The following is a 15,206-nucleotide window of genomic DNA, read 5'->3' as shown; positions in this document are numbered from 1 at the left end:
AGGTGGTTCAGGTCCGATCCTGCTCGATCACGCCGCGCAGGCCCTCGAGGGTCGTGGTGTAGTGATCGGCGAGCAGCGCGCAGGCCCGGTCCGCATCGCGGTCGATGGCGGCGTTCAGAAGCGCCTGATGCTCGGCCGCCGCCCCCTCGCGGCGCTGGATGCTGGGATGGACGTTCATCGACAGGCTGCGGTAGCGCACCGCCTGATCCATCATCGTCGAACAGAACCCCAGGAGCCAGCCGGACCCGCAACGGTCCAGCAGAAGCATGTGGAACTCCTTGTGGCGCAACTCCCATTCCTCGGACAATTCGCGCCCCGCTTCGGCCGGAAGGCGGCGATGGGTGCGGGCAAGGCGGTGGTAGGCCAGGACCAGCTGTTCCTCCCAGTCCTCGGTGGCGTTGCGGATCGATTCGCGCAGGGCCAGCGTCTCCAGCCAGATCCGGGTCTTGACCAGTTCTTCCAGCGCCGTCATCGAGATCCCGGCGACGAAAAAGCCGCGCTGGCTTTTCCGATCGACCAGACCCTCGGAGGACAGCCGGTTCAGCGCGTCGCGCACCGGCGCGATGCCGATGCCGTAACGCTCGGAGATCGCTTCGATATGCAGCTTCTCGCCGGGGAACAGCTCGCCGTTCAGGATGTCGCGGCGGATGCACTCATGCGCCTTTTCGGACAGGGTCTTCGCATCGCCCAATGCCTTGTCGGCGGCATTCATCACCCAACTCCACCCGGCCGGTCGCCCTTGTTCCAGAACACCAGACGTCTTTGCACCCAGGCGACGGCAAAGAAAAGGGCCAGGCCCAGCAGGCTGAGGTAGAGGATCAGCGAAAAGACGCGCGGGGTGTCCAGCATCGAGGCCGATTCCCGGATCAGCGCGCCAAAGCCCTTGCCGCCGCCGAGGAATTCGCCGGTGATCACGCCGGCCATGACCCCGACCGAGGCGATCTTGAGCCCGGTGAAGATATAGGGCAGCCCGTTCGGCAGCTTCAGCCGGACCAGCGTCTGCCAGCGCGACGCGCCCATCGCCTTGAACAGCATCCGCTCGTTCTCGGAGGCGGCGTAAAGCCCGGCCGCGGTCGAGACGATGATCGGGAAGGTCGCGATGAAGGTCGCCAGCGCCACCTTGGAGGCGATGTCGAAGCCCAGCCAGGCGATGAACAGCGGCGCGAAGGCGATCTTCGGCATGATGTCGATGGCGACGAGATAGGGCATGACGGCGCGTTCGCCGAACTTGGTCTCGCCGACCAGAACCCCCAGCGAGAAGCCGATCAGGGCCGAGAGCAGGAAGGCCCAGAACACCGTGCGCGTGGTGGTCCAGAGCGCCCCCAGCATGTAGCCGCCGCCGAGCAGGTTGGTGCCGACCATGACCAGCTCGTCCAGCGTCTCCTTCGGGCTGGGCAGGATGATCGGCGAGACCCAGCCCGTCCGGGCGGTCGCCAGGTCCCAGATCAGCAGGACGACGGCGGCCAGCCCCAGCATCGCCAGCCAGCGCGGGATGCGGTCGATCAGGGCGACATGCTCGACCCAGACGGTATCCGGGCCGTGATCGGGGGCATCGGTCATTGGAAGGCCTCCTTGCCCAGAAGCTCGCGGATATGGGCGACGTACTGGCCGAAGCGGGGGGTGTTGACCATGTCCAGCGTCCGGGGGCGCGGCAGGTCGATCACGATCTCCTCGACGATGCGGCCGGGGCGCGGCTTCATCACCAGGATGCGGTCCGACAGGATCACCGCCTCGGCCAGCGAATGGGTGACGAGAAAGGCGGTGGACTGCTGCTCGGCGCAGATGCGTTGCAGTTCCATGTTCATGAAGTCGCGGGTCAGCTCGTCCAGCGCGCTGAAGGGTTCGTCCAGGAGCAGCACCGCCGGATTGGCGATCAGCATCCGGCAGATCGAGGCGCGCTGCGCCATGCCGCCCGAAAGCTCTCCGGGATAGACATGGGCGAAATCGCCCAGGCCGACCAGCGTCAGCAACTCCAGCGCGCGCGGGATCGCGGCCCTGGCGGCGGCCCGGCCCTCGCGGATCTCGATCGGCAGGACGATATTCTCGACCGTGGTCTTCCAGGGCAGGAGCGTGGCCTGCTGGAACATCATCCCGATGTCGGCGCGCGTGCCGGTCACGGGTTTTCCCTCCAGCACGACACGCCCCTTCGTGGGCGGCAAGAGCCCCGACATGATCTTCAGCAGCGTCGATTTCCCGCAGCCCGAGGATCCGACGACCGACACGAACTCGCCCTTGTGGAGGGTCAGGTTCACATCGGTGAGCGCCGTGAGCATGTTCCGGGCATAGGTCTTCGACAGCCGTTCGATCTGATAGACCGGACGCAGGGGGGCGGCCGGGCTGGCGGTCAGGGGTCGGGGCTCTGCCATCATCATCAGGCGTTCCAGCCTGCCACGAATTCGTTCGTGTAGACAGCGGCAAGATCGGGCAGCGGCGCCTCCAGCGCGCCCGAGGCCACGGCGCTGTCGTGGATCGCCTGCCAGTGCTCGGGCGGCTGGTAGCCGTAGCCCTGGCCAAGGAAGGCCTCGGTCGGAGTCATCCGGTTGACGACGCCGTCATAGAGCGCCGGCGCATAGTCCTGCTCGCCCTCCTGCGGGTTGCCGGCCGCGCAATGCGCCAGCGCCTTTTCCTTGTTCGCCGGGTCGCTGGCGAACCTGGTGCCACGGACCAGCGCCCGCCCGAATTTCGGCGCGAGGTCGGGCGTCGCGGCCATCTGGCTTTCCAGCATCGCGATGCCGTTGCCGAAGAAGCCGAGATAGGCCTCGGGCGTGATCTCGCGCAGGGTCAGGCCGCGCGCCGCGAGAATGGCGGCGTCGGACACCGCGCCGGCATAGCTGTTCACCTCGTCGCGCAGGAAGGCCACCGCCGCCGTGCCGCCGTCGCCGACCGGCAGGAAGGTGTAATCCGTGCCCTCCGCCATCCCCAGATCGGTGAGGATCGCCTTCGAGAACGACACCTCCGCCCCGTCCGCCGTGCCGACGCCGATGATCGTGCCCTTGAGGTCGGCGGGCGTCTGGTAGGCGCTGTCCGCCTTTACCAGAAGGCCGAAGACCGACTTGGGATAGAGATTGTAGAGGAACTTCACATCCACCCCGCGCGCCCAGCGTGGGCCCCGGCCCCGGCGCGCCGATCTGCGCCTGGCCGGCGGTCATCGCCTGCAGCACGGCGGACGAGCCGTCGATCGCCTCGAGCCGCAGGTCCAGGCCCTCTTCGGCGAAATAGCCCTCGCCCACCGCCACCCAATAGGGCAGCCAGGTCAGGGCCGAGGGGTTGGGGACCGCGAAGGTCACCGCCGTCTGCGCCCGCAAGAGCGAGGGCGCGCCAAGCGCAAGCCCGGCCGCCCCGCCCGCCGCCAGAAGCCCGAAGCCCCGACGCGTCACTCTGGTCGTGTTGGTCATGGTCTCTCCTCCCGTTGTGCGAAGGCGGCCCCGCTTCTTCCCGGGCGGGGCCAGCCTCTCGCCACAGGATATGCGATTCTTTCCAGAACGCAAAAATATATATGAAACGTCCGAATAAGAGATTTCATATCTTGATCTGCGGCGGGAAGCGGGAAATCCTGATCCCAGCGTGATTCACCAGCCAACCGGGCCCGGCCCGACCAGACAGGAGCTTTCCATGGTTGCTTTCGCCCTCACCCCGCCGCCGCAGGTGCATCTCGACATCACCGGGACAGAGGAGAAATTCCCCGTCCGCCGCATCTACTGCATCGGCAAGAACTACGTCGCCCATATCATCGAGATGAACGCGGACGAGCGCGACCCGCCGGTCGTCTTCATGAAGCCGACCGATGCCATCGTGAGGAACGGCGGCGAGATCCCCTATCCGGTCCTGACCAACAACTTCCACTATGAATGCGAGCTGGTCGTGGCGCTGAAATCCGGCGGCTACCACATTCCGGTGGCGGAAGCCGCAAGCCACATCTACGGCTATGCCATCGGCCTGGACATGACGCGGCGCGACCACCAGGCGGCCGCGCTGGAGAAGGGCCTGCCCTGGGAAGTGACGAAAGCCTTTGACCATTCCGCCCCGATCGGCCCGATCACCCGCGCCAGCGACTGCGGCATCCTCACCTCGGGCCATGTCCGGCTGAAGGTGAACGGCGAGACCCGGCAGGACGCCGACATCTCGCTGATGATCTGGAAGGTGGACGAGATCATCGCGAAACTGTCCGAGCAGCACCGCCTGATGCCGGGCGACATCATCATGACCGGCACACCCGCCGGCGTGGGCGCGGTGGTGACGGGCGACGTGCTGGACTGCAGCATGGACGGGGTCCAGCCGATGCAGCTGCGCATCGGCCCCAAGGCTTCGTGACCGCCACCGACCTCCTGGCGCTGGGCACCGCCACCCTGGGCGAGGCCTGGCCCGCCGCCCGGCTGGTCGCGGCGCCGCTGCGCCCGTTGGCGGCCGGCATGGCGCTGGCGGGCACCGCATTGCCGCTGCGCTGCCGGCCCGGCGACAATCTGGCGCTGCACCTGGCCATCGCGGCGGCCCGGCCCGGCGACGTGCTGGTGGTCGACTATGGCGGCAGCCTGGAAAGCGGCCCCTTCGGCGAGATCATGGCGCTGGCCTGCCGGATGCGCGGCATCGCCGGGCTGGTGATCGACGGCGCGGTGCGTGATTCGGCCCAGATCGCCGCGCTTGGCTTTCCGGTCTTTGCCCGTGGCCTGAACATCCGCGGCACGACAAAAGCCGACCGGGGCGAGATCGGGGTTCCGGTCGTGCTCGGCGGGGTGACAATCGCTCCGGGGGATGTGATCCTTGCCGATGCGGACGCGATCCTTGCCCTTGACGCGGGTGACCTGCCCCCGGCGCTGGCCGCCGCGCAGGCGCGGGCGGCCCGCGAGGCGCTGATGATGGCGCGGCTGCGCGCGGGCGAGACGACGCTTTCGATCCTGGGGCTTGACGGAGGGACAGAGGGATGAGCCGGACCATCGGCATTGCAGGCACCGGGCGCATGGGCACCGCCTTTGCCCGCCGGCTGGTCGAGACCGGCCACCGGGTCCGGGTCTGGAACCGCAGCCCGGAGCGCACCGCCGCTGCCCTGGCCGCCGGGGCCGAGCCGGTGGACCTGCCCACCCTCGCCGCCTGCGAGGTGATCCTTCTGTCGCTGACCGATGCCGCGGCCTGCCGTTCGGTGCTGCACGAGCTGACCGGGGCCGGGCTGCGGGGTCGGCTGGTGGTGGACATGTCCACCCACCTGCCCGACGAAGCCGGGTCCCTGGCCGCGATCGCGGCGCAGGCGGAGGCCGACTTCCTGCATTGTCCGGTCGGCGGCACCGTGGGCCCGGCGCTGAAGGGCCAGCTTCTGGGCATGGCGGGCGGAACGGAAGCCGCCTTTGCCCGGGCGAAACCCGTGCTCGACCTGCTTTGCCGCCGGGTGGAGCATCTGGGCCCTCCGGCCGCGGCGGCGCGGATGAAGCTGGCGCTGAACCTGCCGCTGGCGGTCTACTGGCAGGTGCTGGGCGAAAGCCTCGCGCTTCTGCGCGGGGCGGGGGTGGCGGACGACCTGGCGATCAGCCTGATCGCCGACAGTTCCGCCGGGCCGACCGTCCTGAAGAACCGTGCGCAGGTCGTGGTCGACACCCTGGCGGGAACCGACCAGCCCGGCACGTTCGACATCGCGGGCCTTGCCAAGGACCTCGGGCTGGCACTGACCCTTGCCGAGGCGGAGGGGGCGGACCTCCCCCTCGCCCGGGCAACCCGGCCCCGCTATGGCGCGGCGCTTGCCGCCGGGCTTGGCGGCTTTGACGGGGCCAGCCTGACCCGCAGGACGGCCGAAGGGTGAGCGGGTTCATGGATCCCGCCACGCTTCTGCCCCTGGTCGCCGCGCTGGCCGTCGCCGGGGCGCTGATCGGCTTTCTGGCCGGGCTGTTCGGCATCGGCGGCGGGGCGATCTCGGTCCCGGTCTTCTACGAGGTGTTCCAGAGCCTCGGCCATGCGCCCGAGGTGGCGATGCCGATGGCGGTCGGCACCTCGCTGGCGGTGATCATCCCGACCTCGATCCAGTCCTCGCGCGGGCATTTCAGGCGCGGGACGGTCGACCTCGGCCTGCTGCGGCTCTGGGCGCTGCCGGTGCTGGCGGGGGTGGCGGTCGGCTCGGTCATCGCGCGCTTCGCCCCGCCGCAGCTGTTCCAGATGGTCTTTGCCGTGGTGGCCGCGATCAATGCCGCCAAGCTTCTGGCCGGAGGCTCGGGCTGGCGGTTGCGCGACAGCCTGCCCGGAAAGGCGGCGATGCGGGCCTATGGCGCCGGCGTCGGGCTGGTTTCCGCCCTGATGGGCATCGGCGGCGGCGCGGTCTCGACCCTGATCCTGACGCTGCATGACGTCCCGATCCACCGCGCGGTCTCGACCTCGGCGGGGGTGGGGGTGCTGATCGCCATCCCCGGAACGCTGGGCTACATGGCGGCGGGCTGGGGACGGGCCGACCTGCCGGCGGACGCGATCGGCTTCGTCTCGCTGGCGACCTTCGCGCTCACGATCCCCACCTCGATCCTGACCACCCGCTTCGGCGTGGCGCTGGCCCATGGCCTGAGCCGCCGCCGCCTGGAAACCGCCTTCGGCCTGTTCCTGGCCGCCGTCTGCCTGCGCTTCATCTGGGCGATCCTGCGGGGATAGGCCCCCCGGATGAGCCCCCGCCGTCAGCCGTTGAACAGGAAATGCAGGACGTCGCCGTCCTTGACCTCGTAGGTCTTGCCTTCCACCCGGAACTTGCCGGCCTCCTTGGCCCCCGCCTCGCCATTGCCGGCGATGTAATCGTCATAGGCGATGGTCTCGGCCCGGATGAAGCCCTTCTCGAAATCGCCATGGATCACCCCGGCCGCCTGCGGCGCCAGCGTGCCCTTCGGGATCGTCCAGGCGCGGGCCTCCTTCGGGCCGACGGTGAAATAGGTCTGCAGGCCCAGAAGCGCATGGCCCGCGCGGATCAGCCGGTCGAGCCCGGCCTCGTGCAGGCCCATCTCCTCCAGGAACATCGCGGCCTCGTCCTCGGGAAGCTGCGCCAGCTCCTCCTCGATCCGGGCCGAGATCACCACCGCGCCCGCGCCCTGTTTCGCGGCCATCTCGGCCACGCGGGCCGACTGGCTGTTGCCCGATGCGGCCGATGCCTCCTCGACGTTGCAGACGTAAAGCACCGGCTTCGCGGTCAGGAGCTGCAGCATCCGCCATTGCTTCTGGTCATCCTCGGCGACCTGGATCGTGCGGGCGGGCCTGCCCTCCTCCAGCACCTTCTGCGCCAGCTCCAGCAGCCGGTCCTGGTCCAGGCTTTCCTTGTCGCCCCCCTTGAGCTTGCGCGCCAGGTTCGCCCGGCGCCGCTCGATCGATTCCAGATCGGCCAGCATCAGCTCGGTCTCGATGGTCTCGGCATCGGCCACCGGGTCGATCCGGCCCTCGACATGGGTGATGTCGCCATCCTCGAAGCAGCGCAGCACATGGGCGATGGCGTCGCATTCGCGGATATTGGCGAGGAACTGGTTGCCGAGGCCCTCGCCCCGCGATGCCCCGCGCACCAGGCCCGCGATGTCGACGAAGGTCATCCGCGTCGGAATGATCTGCTTGCTGCCCGCGATCGCCGCCAGCTTGTCCAGCCGCGCATCGGGGACCGCGACCTCGCCCACGTTGGGCTCGATGGTGCAGAAGGGAAAGTTCGCCGCCTGCGCCGCCGCCGTGCGGGTCAGCGCGTTGAAGAGGGTGGACTTGCCCACGTTCGGCAGCCCGACGATGCCCATTCTGAAACCCATGATACCCTCCGCTGGCGACGGGCCGCTTCTACGGGGGGGACGCGGCGGGATCAAGCTTCTGCGACTCGGGCCCCGGGCGTAGGCTGGCGGGCAGGAGGTGCGCCATGAGTTTCGACCCCTATATCCATTTCCAGGGCAATGCCCGCGCCGCGCTGGAGGCCTATCGCGACCTGTTCGGCGGCACGCTGGAAATGATGACCTATGCCCAGATGCCCGAGGCCCCGGCCGAGATGCAGGGTTCGGACCTGATCCTGCATGCGACCCTGCGCGTCGGCGGCCGCAGCCTGATGGCCTCGGACTTTCCGCCGGGGATGGCGGGCGATCCGCAGAAGGCGGTGTCGACCAGCCACGAGGCCGCTTCCGAGGCCGAGGCCCGCCGCGTCTTTGCCGCCCTGGGCGAGGGCGGCGCGGTGATCATGGAGTTCCAGCCGACCTTCTGGTCCGACGGATTCGGCATGGTGAAGGACCGCTTCGGGACGCATTGGATGATCTCCTCGCCCTGGCGGCAGCCGGGCTGAGTCCCATTGATTTCCCCGTCTCGGCCATGGCAGATGGAGCCGACCAGCAGGGGGACCGCCATGACACGGATCGACGACACCTTCGCGCGGCTGAAGGCCGAGGGGAAGAAGGCCTTCGTCGCCTATATCATGGGCGGCGATCCCGACGAGGCGACCTCGCTTGCCGTGATGCAGGGCCTTCCGGCCGCCGGGGTGGACGTGATCGAACTGGGGATGCCCTTCACCGATCCGATGGCGGACGGCCCGACGATCCAGGCGGCCGGGCAGCGGGCGCTGGAAGGCGGCATGAAGATGGACCGGGTGCTGGCCATGGTCCGCGCCTTCCGGGCCGCGGACGACAGGACGCCCATCGTCCTCATGGGCTATTACAACCCGATCTATTCGCGCGGCGTCGACCGCTTCCTGGCCGAGGCGCTGGAGGCGGGGATCGACGGCCTGATCGTGGTGGACCTGCCGCCCGAGGAGGATGCCGAGCTTTGCATCCCGGCGCAGAAGGCCGGGCTGAACTTCATCCGGCTGGCGACGCCCACCACCGACGACAAGCGCCTGCCGAAGGTGCTGCAGAACACCTCCGGCTTCGTCTACTATGTCTCGATCACCGGCATCACCGGGGCGGCGGCGGCGCAGGCGACCGACGTGGGACCGGAGGTCGCGCGGATCAAGCGGTCGACCGGCCTGCCGGTGATCGTCGGCTTCGGCATCAACACGCCCGAGGCCGCGAAGACCATCGCCGGCGTGGCGGATGGCTGCGTCGTGGGCTCGGCCATCGTCAAGGACATCGGCGCGGGCGTGCCGGTCGCGCAGGTGCTGGCCCGGGTCAAGGCGCTGGCGGACGGCGCACATTCGGCCTGACCCGCGCGCGACGCCGATTTCCGTTCGGAAATCGGTCCGGAATTCGTTCGAATTCCGGTGTTGCGCCCGTGCCGGACGTATGGACGGAAGCCCGCAATATTGGTAACAGGAATTGACCAATATCGGGAGCCACCGCCCATGCCCGTGATCACCTGCATCGAGGATCTGAAGCGCCTGCACCAAAAGCGCACGCCGCGCATGTTCTGGGACTATTGCGAAAGCGGCAGCTACACCGAGCAGACCTTCCACGAGAATTCCTCGGACTTCGCGAAGCTCCGCTTCCGCCAGCGGGTCGCGCGCGACCTGACCGGGCGTGACCTCTCCAGCACGATGGCCGGGCACGAGGTCTCGATGCCGGTGGCGCTGGCCCCGGTCGGATCGACCGGGATGCAGCATCCCGACGGCGAGATCCATGCGGCGCGGGCGGCAGCCAGGGCCGGGGTGCCCTTCACCCTCTCGACCATGTCGATCTGTTCGATCGAGGATGTCGCGGCGGCAAGCCCCGATCCGTTCTGGTTCCAGCTTTACGTCATGAAGGACGAGGATTTCGTCGATGCGGCCATCGAACGCGCCCGGGCCGCGAAATGCAGCGCCCTGGTGCTGACGCTGGACCTGCAGATCCTCGGCCAGCGTCACAAGGACCTGAAGAACGGCCTGACCTCGCCGCCGCGCCCGACGATCCCGAACCTGATCGACATGGCGCTGAAGCCGCGCTGGTCGCTGAACATGCTGAAGACCCCGCGCCGGCAGTTCCGCAACATCGTCGGCCATGTGAAGGGCGTGACCAGCCTTTCCGACCTGACCGCCTGGACGAACGAGCAGTTCGATCCCCAGCTCGACTGGGCCAAGGTCGCCCGGATCCGCGACCAGTGGAAGGGCAAGTTCATCCTCAAGGGCGTCCTCGACCCCGAGGATGCAAGGATGGCCGCCGATGCGGGCGCCGATGCGGTGATCGTCTCGAACCACGGCGGGCGGCAACTGGACGGCGCGCTCAGTTCGATCCGCATGCTGCCCTCGATTGCCCGGGCGATCGGCGACCGGACCGAGGTCTGGCTGGATTCGGGCATCCGTTCGGGCCAGGACGTGCTGAAGGCGCTCAGCCTCGGCGCCAGGGGCACGATGATCGGCCGGGCCTATATCCACGGCCTTGGCGCGATGGGCGAGAAGGGCGTGACCGCCGCGCTGGAGGTGATCCGCAAGGAGATGGACATCACCATGGCGCTGTGCGGCGAACGCGACGTCAAGGCGATGGGCCGTCACAACCTGTTGGTGCCGAGGGATTTCGAAGGCGACTGGGCCTGACAGCGCGCCAAGCCGTTCAACGCGTGACGAGGCGCTTGCAATTTGATCAAATTCAGGCGCATAAACGCGGCGACGTCCCAAGGGGCCTGCCATGCCTGCCGAAACCATCGCCGGAATAAGTACCGACCGCCTTGCCGCTTACGCCGCACGCGAGGCTGCGGCCTATGCCAAGGCCCGTCCGAAATCCGCCAAGGCGCTGGCGAAAGACGCTGACGTCTTTCTTGGCCGCGTGCCGATGCACTGGATGGCCGACTGGCCGATGCCGCATCTGCCGCTGGTCGCGAAAGCCCAGGGCGCGCAGATCTGGGACATCGACGGGGTGAAGCTTGACGACTTCTGCCTTGGCGACACCGGGTCGATGTTCGGCCATTCCCCCGCCCCGGTGGCAAAGGCCATCCGGCATCAGGCCCGCCGCGGCCTGACCTACATGCTGCCGACCGAGGCCGCACTGGAGGCGGGCCGCCTCCTGACCGAGCGTTTCGGTGATTTCCGCTGGCAGGTCGCCACCACCGCCACCGACGCCAACCGCTTTGCGCTGCGCGTCGCCCGGGCGATCACCGGCAAGCCCAAGGTGCTGGTGTTCAACGGCTGCTACCACGGCACGGTGGATGACACTTTCGTCAGCCTGGAAAACGGCAGGACGGTCAACTCCCCCGGCCTGCTCGGCCAGGTGAATGACCTGACACAGACCGCAGTCTGTTGCGAATTCAACGACCTGGGCAGCGTCGAGGCCGCGCTCGCCGAGGGTGACGTCGCCGCGATCCTGACCGAACCCGTGATGACCAACTCCTGCATGGTCCTGCCCGAAGCCGGGTTCCACGACGGTCTCCGCCAGCTGTCGCTGAAATACGGCGCGCTGCTGATCATGGACGAGACGCACACGATCTCCTCCGGCCTTGGCGGCTATACCCGCGTCCATTCGCTGCGGCCCGACATCTTCGTCGTCGGCAAATGCGTCGCGGGCGGGATGCCGACTGCAGTCTGGGGCCTGACCGACGAGACCGCGAAGCGGTACGAGGAGGCGGATGCGAAACGCGAACCCGGTCGCACCGGCATGGGCACCACGCTTTCCGCCAACCCGATGCAGTTCGCCTGTCTGGTCGCCAACCTGTCCGAAGTGATGACCCCGGAAAACTACGCCCATATGGAGAAACTGGCCGAACGTCTTGCCCACGGGTTGAAGCGCGTCATCGACCGCCACCGCGCCCCCTGGCATGTCATCCGCGTCGGCGCGCGGGTGGAGTTCATCTGCGCCCCCGGCCCCTTGAAGAACGGCACCGAGGCCGGTTTCGCCCACCACCCGCAGGTCGAGGCCGCGATCCACACCGGCCTCATCAACCGGGGCACCCTCATCGCGCCCTTCCACAACATGATGCTCATCAGCCCGGCGACGAAGAAGGCGCAGGTCGACCGCCTGATCGCCAGTTTCGACGCTATCCTTTCCCAGCTTTTCCAGGCAGCCTGAAAAATGACCACGCACAGCCCCTCCGGTTCCACCCCCGCCGAGGCCGAAGCCTTCCTCGCCGCCCATCCCGAGATCGAGGCTTTTGACATTATCCTGCATGATGCCAACGGGATCGGCCGGGGAAAGATCATCCGGCGCCATGAGCTTTTGTCCTTTTACAATAATGGCCGCCATCTGCCGATTTCCATCCTCGGCCTCGACATCTGTGGCGAGGACGTCCACGAGACCGGCCTGATCTGGGACCAGGGCGACGGCGACCTGCGCGCCTGGCCGGTTCCCGGCACGCTGAAGCCCTTGCACAACACCCAGCCGCCGCGCGGCGAGGTGTTCATGTCGATGTACACCCTCGACGGCGCGCCGATGACCTCGGACCCCCGCCACGCGCTGCAACGGCAGGTGGACCTCCTGGCCAAGGACGGCCTGCATCCGGCTGGCGCCTTCGAGCTGGAGTTCTTCCTCCTCGACCCCGAACGCGGCCCGGACGGCAAGATGCAGCCCGCCCGCGACGTCCTTGACCGCCGCGCCAGCCACAAGACCGAGGTCTATTCCGTCGACCACCTGCACGGGATGCTGCCGCTCTTCTCCGACATCTACGCCGGGGCGGAGAAAGCCGGGATCAAGGCCGAAACGCTGATCTCGGAATACGCCCCCGGCCAGTATGAACTGACGCTGCACTACCGCACCGACGTGATGCAGGCCGCCGACGACCTGATGCGGCTGAAGCGCATCGTCCGGGCACAGGCCCGCGCGCATGGCGTCGTCGCCTGCTTCATGGCCAAGCCGAACGAGAACTACGCCGGGTCCGGCATGCATTTCCACGTCTCGATGCTGGACGATGCGGGCAGGAACGTCTTTGTCGAGCAGGACGAGGGCCATTGGAACCCCACCATCCTGCACGCGCTTGGCGGGCTCAAGCAGACGATGGGCGAATCGATGCTGGTCTTCGCGCCCCACGCGAACAGCTGGCGCCGCTTCGCCAGCCAGTCCTATGCCCCCGTCAGCCCGACCTGGGGCGTCAACAACCGCTCGGTCGCGCTGCGCATCCCCGCGGGTGACATCAAGGCCCGCCGGATCGAGCATCGCCCGGCGGGAGTGGACGCGAATCCCTATCTGGTGGCCGCCACCGTGCTGGCGGGCGTGCGCAAGGGCATGAAGGAGCAGATCGACCCCGGCCCCGAGACCACCGGCAACGGCTATGCCGACGAGGACAACGCCGGCATCCCGTCGGACTGGAAATCCGCCATCGAGGCCGCGAAACGGTCGGAATTCCTGCGGGATGCGCTGGGCGAGGACATGCACCGCACCTTCACCGCGATCATGGCGGCGGAATATGCCCGCGTGATGCGGACGGTCAGCGAGGTGGACTTCGACCTCTACCTGCACACGGTCTGAGGTTGCGGCCCAAATTTCTTGAGCAAGAAATTTGTCAAAATCCTTGCTTAAGGATTTTGGCCCTTCGCCCAGCGGCAGGCCCCCGCGCAGACCGCCTCGCCCCGCGTGATCGCGGCCGCGACGATCCCCGGCACCCGCGCGTCCAGCCCCACCGGCGGCAGGATGCGCCCCCGGAACCCGGCCTTGGCCAGGGCGGCGGGCACATCCTCGCCGACATGATCGCCCCCGGCGGCGAAGAACGGCAGGCAGATCCCCGCGCCGCCCGGCAGGGTCGACAGTTGCGGCGCCTGGTCGATGAACCCGACCAGAACCTCCGCCCCGGTTTCCGCGCCGATCCGCCCGGCCACATGCCGCGCGATCCGTGACGGAGCGGGCGACTTGAACGACCCATGCGCCGCAAGGACCACCCGGTCCGCGCCCGCCTCGCGCACCAGCGTCACACACAGGTCATGCACCGCCGGATCGCAGCCCAAGGGTTCCAGCACCCGCCAGCCCTCCGCCCCCGCTTCGGCCAGCCGCTCGGGGATCTGCACCCGGGTGAACCACCCGCCCGCCATGAACATCGGGAAGATCACGCCGCCCGCACGGCCCGCCACCGCCCGGGCCAGTGCGCCGGGTTCGGCCAGCGTCGCGGCGGCAACCTTCCGGTCGGGGAGCAGCGCCTGCACCTGCACCGCCAGATCCTCCAGCGCCTCGGCGGCAGGGCGGGGGTCCGAGGGCTGGCCATGGGCCACGATCAGGGCATGCTGCGTCATGCCCCGGATAGGTGACGCCTCCTGCGCCGGGGTCAAGCCCCTACGGCATCCGGCTGGCGATGTAGCGGGCGAAATCGTAGTTCGGCCGCTCCAGATGGCTTAGCGATCCGGGCGAGGACATGCCGGCGCACAGCCCCTTCCAGACCTTCTCGACGCAGCCCTTGTCCTCGACGTTCACGTCGTCGAGCAGCGCCTTCACGCTGGCCAGATGCCGCTCCGCCTCGGGGTCGGCCATCCATTCGGCGCTCATGCCGCCGCCGAACAGCACCCGCACCGAGCCCGGCCCGTCGGCCGTGAGCGAAAGATACCAGAAATAGCCCGGCGTCAGGGTGATGAGGAGCGAGGGGTAGATCGCCAGAAGCCAGGTGATCCGCCGGTCATCCCCTTGAAGCGTGGTGTTCGACGGATGCGCCAGCGCCAGCGGGACCATGTCGTTCTTGATGATCCAGTGATGGTTGAAGGCTTCCTCGCCCTCGGGGCATTCCATCTTGTTCAGGTCCGAGGCCCCGCCGATGGTGCCCGCATGGCAGACCGGCAGGTGGTAGCTTTCCATGAAATTCTCGGCCAGCACCTTCCAGTTGGTGTCCCAGCGGAATTCCTCGCGAAAGACCTCGCGGTAGTCCTTCATCGGCAGGTGGCCGACCAGCCGGTCCACCCCCGCCAGACGCTCGGCCACCGGCGGGGCGTGTTCGTTCAGCGTCACCATGATCCAGCCCTGCCAGTCCTCGACCCGGATGGCGGGAAGCTTGACGTCCTCCTTGCAGAACCCCTCGTTCCGCGCCATCGCCGGGGCGCCCCTGAGCGAGCCATCCAGATTGTAGGTCCAGGCATGATAGGGGCAGACGATCGACCGCACATTGCCCCGGCCCTCCAGCAGGGTGCTCATCCGGTGGCGGCAGACGTTGGACATGCCGCGCAGGGCGCCCTCGCGGTCGCGCAGGATGATCACCGGCTCGCCCGCGATGGTCATCGTCAGATAGTCGCCGGGATTGGCCAGCGCATCGGCCCGCCCGGCGCAAAGCCATTCCTTCGCGAAGATATGCTCCTGTTCGGCACGGGCGAACTCGGGCGAGGTATAGACCGCCTTCGGCATCGCCTGCGCCCGTTCGAAGGGCACCGAGACATTGGCGCGCAATTCGGCGATGGCGGCAAGGGCGGTATCGTGGCTGGTCATGGCTGGTCCTCC

The 15,206-nt window shown here is 68.2% G+C and carries 15 protein-coding genes and 1 pseudogene; 9 read left to right on the top strand and 7 right to left on the bottom strand.

Annotation, left to right across the window (positions count from 1 at the left end):
* Nucleotides 1–7: 7 nt before the first annotated feature.
* From ACE3UA_RS10395 to ACE3UA_RS10380, 4 genes and pseudogenes are all read right to left on the bottom strand, one after another.
* The gene (locus ACE3UA_RS10395) at nt 8–712 is read right to left on the bottom strand and encodes a GntR family transcriptional regulator (RefSeq protein WP_374644796.1); all 705 of its coding nucleotides are present in this window, start codon (nt 710–712) and stop codon (nt 8–10) included.
* Nucleotides 712–1,560 carry an ABC transporter permease gene (locus tag ACE3UA_RS10390; RefSeq protein ID WP_374644794.1) on the bottom strand — a complete coding sequence of 283 codons (849 nt, stop codon included), beginning with the start codon at nt 1,558–1,560 and terminating at the stop codon, nt 712–714. Before ACE3UA_RS10390 ends, ACE3UA_RS10395 begins: the two co-directional genes overlap by 1 nt.
* Nucleotides 1,557–2,372, bottom strand: coding sequence for an ABC transporter ATP-binding protein (locus ACE3UA_RS10385; RefSeq protein ID WP_374644792.1), 816 nt, complete (start codon nt 2,370–2,372; stop codon nt 1,557–1,559). Before ACE3UA_RS10385 ends, ACE3UA_RS10390 begins: the two co-directional genes overlap by 4 nt.
* Nucleotides 2,372–3,395 (bottom strand): annotated as a pseudogene (locus ACE3UA_RS10380) (ABC transporter substrate-binding protein). The gene ACE3UA_RS10385 and the pseudogene ACE3UA_RS10380 overlap by 1 nt, the downstream one beginning before the upstream one ends.
* A 217-nt stretch (nt 3,396–3,612) precedes the next feature.
* Here ACE3UA_RS10380 and ACE3UA_RS10375 point away from each other — a divergent pair.
* From ACE3UA_RS10375 to ACE3UA_RS10360, 4 genes are read left to right on the top strand one after another with little or no spacing between them, the layout of a single operon-like run.
* Complete coding sequence (locus ACE3UA_RS10375) at nt 3,613–4,311, top strand: fumarylacetoacetate hydrolase family protein (RefSeq protein WP_374644790.1); 699 nt, start codon at nt 3,613–3,615, stop codon at nt 4,309–4,311.
* Complete coding sequence (locus ACE3UA_RS10370; protein ID WP_374644788.1) at nt 4,308–4,922, top strand: RraA family protein; 615 nt, start codon at nt 4,308–4,310, stop codon at nt 4,920–4,922. The genes ACE3UA_RS10375 and ACE3UA_RS10370 overlap by 4 nt, the downstream gene beginning before the upstream one ends.
* On the top strand, nt 4,919–5,785 hold the full coding sequence (locus ACE3UA_RS10365; RefSeq protein WP_374644786.1) for an NAD(P)-dependent oxidoreductase: 867 nt from the start codon (nt 4,919–4,921) through the stop codon (nt 5,783–5,785). The genes ACE3UA_RS10370 and ACE3UA_RS10365 overlap by 4 nt, the downstream gene beginning before the upstream one ends.
* Before the next feature lie 8 nt (nt 5,786–5,793).
* On the top strand, nt 5,794–6,615 hold the full coding sequence (locus ACE3UA_RS10360; protein WP_374644878.1) for a sulfite exporter TauE/SafE family protein: 822 nt from the start codon (nt 5,794–5,796) through the stop codon (nt 6,613–6,615).
* A 23-nt stretch (nt 6,616–6,638) separates the two neighbouring features.
* On the opposite strand, the gene ychF is transcribed toward ACE3UA_RS10360, so the two are convergent.
* Nucleotides 6,639–7,736, bottom strand: coding sequence for a redox-regulated ATPase YchF (gene ychF, locus ACE3UA_RS10355; protein WP_374644784.1), 1,098 nt, complete (start codon nt 7,734–7,736; stop codon nt 6,639–6,641).
* Between the two features lie 104 nt (nt 7,737–7,840).
* On the opposite strand from ychF, the gene ACE3UA_RS10350 reads away from it, so the two are divergent.
* The 5 genes from ACE3UA_RS10350 to ACE3UA_RS10330 all read left to right on the top strand — a co-directional run bounded on the left by ACE3UA_RS10350 (nt 7,841) and on the right by ACE3UA_RS10330 (nt 13,265).
* The gene (locus tag ACE3UA_RS10350; RefSeq protein WP_374644782.1) at nt 7,841–8,254 is read left to right on the top strand and encodes a VOC family protein; all 414 of its coding nucleotides are present in this window, start codon (nt 7,841–7,843) and stop codon (nt 8,252–8,254) included.
* A gap of 60 nt (nt 8,255–8,314) precedes the next feature.
* On the top strand, nt 8,315–9,106 hold the full coding sequence (gene trpA, locus ACE3UA_RS10345) for a tryptophan synthase subunit alpha (RefSeq protein ID WP_374644780.1): 792 nt from the start codon (nt 8,315–8,317) through the stop codon (nt 9,104–9,106).
* A gap of 138 nt (nt 9,107–9,244) precedes the next feature.
* The gene (locus ACE3UA_RS10340) at nt 9,245–10,408 is read left to right on the top strand and encodes an L-lactate dehydrogenase (RefSeq protein ID WP_374644778.1); all 1,164 of its coding nucleotides are present in this window, start codon (nt 9,245–9,247) and stop codon (nt 10,406–10,408) included.
* 91 nt (nt 10,409–10,499) lie between these two features.
* Nucleotides 10,500–11,873, top strand: a complete 1,374-nt coding sequence (locus ACE3UA_RS10335; protein WP_374644776.1) for an aspartate aminotransferase family protein — start codon at nt 10,500–10,502, stop codon at nt 11,871–11,873.
* 3 nt (nt 11,874–11,876) lie between these two features.
* Nucleotides 11,877–13,265: a glutamine synthetase family protein gene (locus ACE3UA_RS10330; RefSeq protein ID WP_374644774.1), complete on the top strand. Its 1,389-nt coding sequence runs from the start codon at nt 11,877–11,879 to the stop codon at nt 13,263–13,265.
* Nucleotides 13,266–13,312: 47 nt separating this feature from the next.
* Here ACE3UA_RS10330 and ACE3UA_RS10325 read toward each other — a convergent pair whose 3' ends face one another.
* Nucleotides 13,313–14,020 carry a sirohydrochlorin chelatase gene (locus tag ACE3UA_RS10325; RefSeq protein ID WP_374644772.1) on the bottom strand — a complete coding sequence of 236 codons (708 nt, stop codon included), beginning with the start codon at nt 14,018–14,020 and terminating at the stop codon, nt 13,313–13,315.
* A 40-nt stretch (nt 14,021–14,060) separates the two neighbouring features.
* Nucleotides 14,061–15,194, bottom strand: a complete 1,134-nt coding sequence (locus ACE3UA_RS10320; RefSeq protein ID WP_374644770.1) for an aromatic ring-hydroxylating dioxygenase subunit alpha — start codon at nt 15,192–15,194, stop codon at nt 14,061–14,063.
* Nucleotides 15,195–15,206: the final 12 nt, after the last annotated feature.

Origin of the sequence: Tabrizicola sp., from assembly GCF_041919135.1 — a bacterium.
Taxonomy (GTDB): domain Bacteria; phylum Pseudomonadota; class Alphaproteobacteria; order Rhodobacterales; family Rhodobacteraceae; genus Tabrizicola.
This window is presented reverse-complemented; position numbering and strand designations above follow the sequence as displayed.

Bases quoted from the DNA above. Each gene is read 5' to 3' on its own strand.
- ACE3UA_RS10375 (WP_374644790.1), top strand. From the start codon at position 3,613: ATGGTTGCTTTCGCCCTCACCCCGCCGCCGCAGGTGCATCTCGACATC.
- ACE3UA_RS10320 (WP_374644770.1), bottom strand. From the start codon at position 15,194: ATGACCAGCCACGATACCGCCCTTGCCGCCATCGCCGAATTGCGCGCC.
- ychF (WP_374644784.1), bottom strand. From the start codon at position 7,736: ATGGGTTTCAGAATGGGCATCGTCGGGCTGCCGAACGTGGGCAAGTCC.
- ACE3UA_RS10385 (WP_374644792.1), bottom strand. From the start codon at position 2,372: ATGATGATGGCAGAGCCCCGACCCCTGACCGCCAGCCCGGCCGCCCCC.
- trpA (WP_374644780.1), top strand. From the start codon at position 8,315: ATGACACGGATCGACGACACCTTCGCGCGGCTGAAGGCCGAGGGGAAG.
- ACE3UA_RS10350 (WP_374644782.1), top strand. From the start codon at position 7,841: ATGAGTTTCGACCCCTATATCCATTTCCAGGGCAATGCCCGCGCCGCG.
- ACE3UA_RS10365 (WP_374644786.1), top strand. From the start codon at position 4,919: ATGAGCCGGACCATCGGCATTGCAGGCACCGGGCGCATGGGCACCGCC.
- ACE3UA_RS10330 (WP_374644774.1), top strand. From the start codon at position 11,877: ATGACCACGCACAGCCCCTCCGGTTCCACCCCCGCCGAGGCCGAAGCC.
- ACE3UA_RS10390 (WP_374644794.1), bottom strand. From the start codon at position 1,560: ATGACCGATGCCCCCGATCACGGCCCGGATACCGTCTGGGTCGAGCAT.
- ACE3UA_RS10395 (WP_374644796.1), bottom strand. From the start codon at position 712: ATGAATGCCGCCGACAAGGCATTGGGCGATGCGAAGACCCTGTCCGAA.
- ACE3UA_RS10325 (WP_374644772.1), bottom strand. From the start codon at position 14,020: ATGACGCAGCATGCCCTGATCGTGGCCCATGGCCAGCCCTCGGACCCC.
- ACE3UA_RS10340 (WP_374644778.1), top strand. From the start codon at position 9,245: ATGCCCGTGATCACCTGCATCGAGGATCTGAAGCGCCTGCACCAAAAG.
- ACE3UA_RS10335 (WP_374644776.1), top strand. From the start codon at position 10,500: ATGCCTGCCGAAACCATCGCCGGAATAAGTACCGACCGCCTTGCCGCT.
- ACE3UA_RS10360 (WP_374644878.1), top strand. From the start codon at position 5,794: ATGGATCCCGCCACGCTTCTGCCCCTGGTCGCCGCGCTGGCCGTCGCC.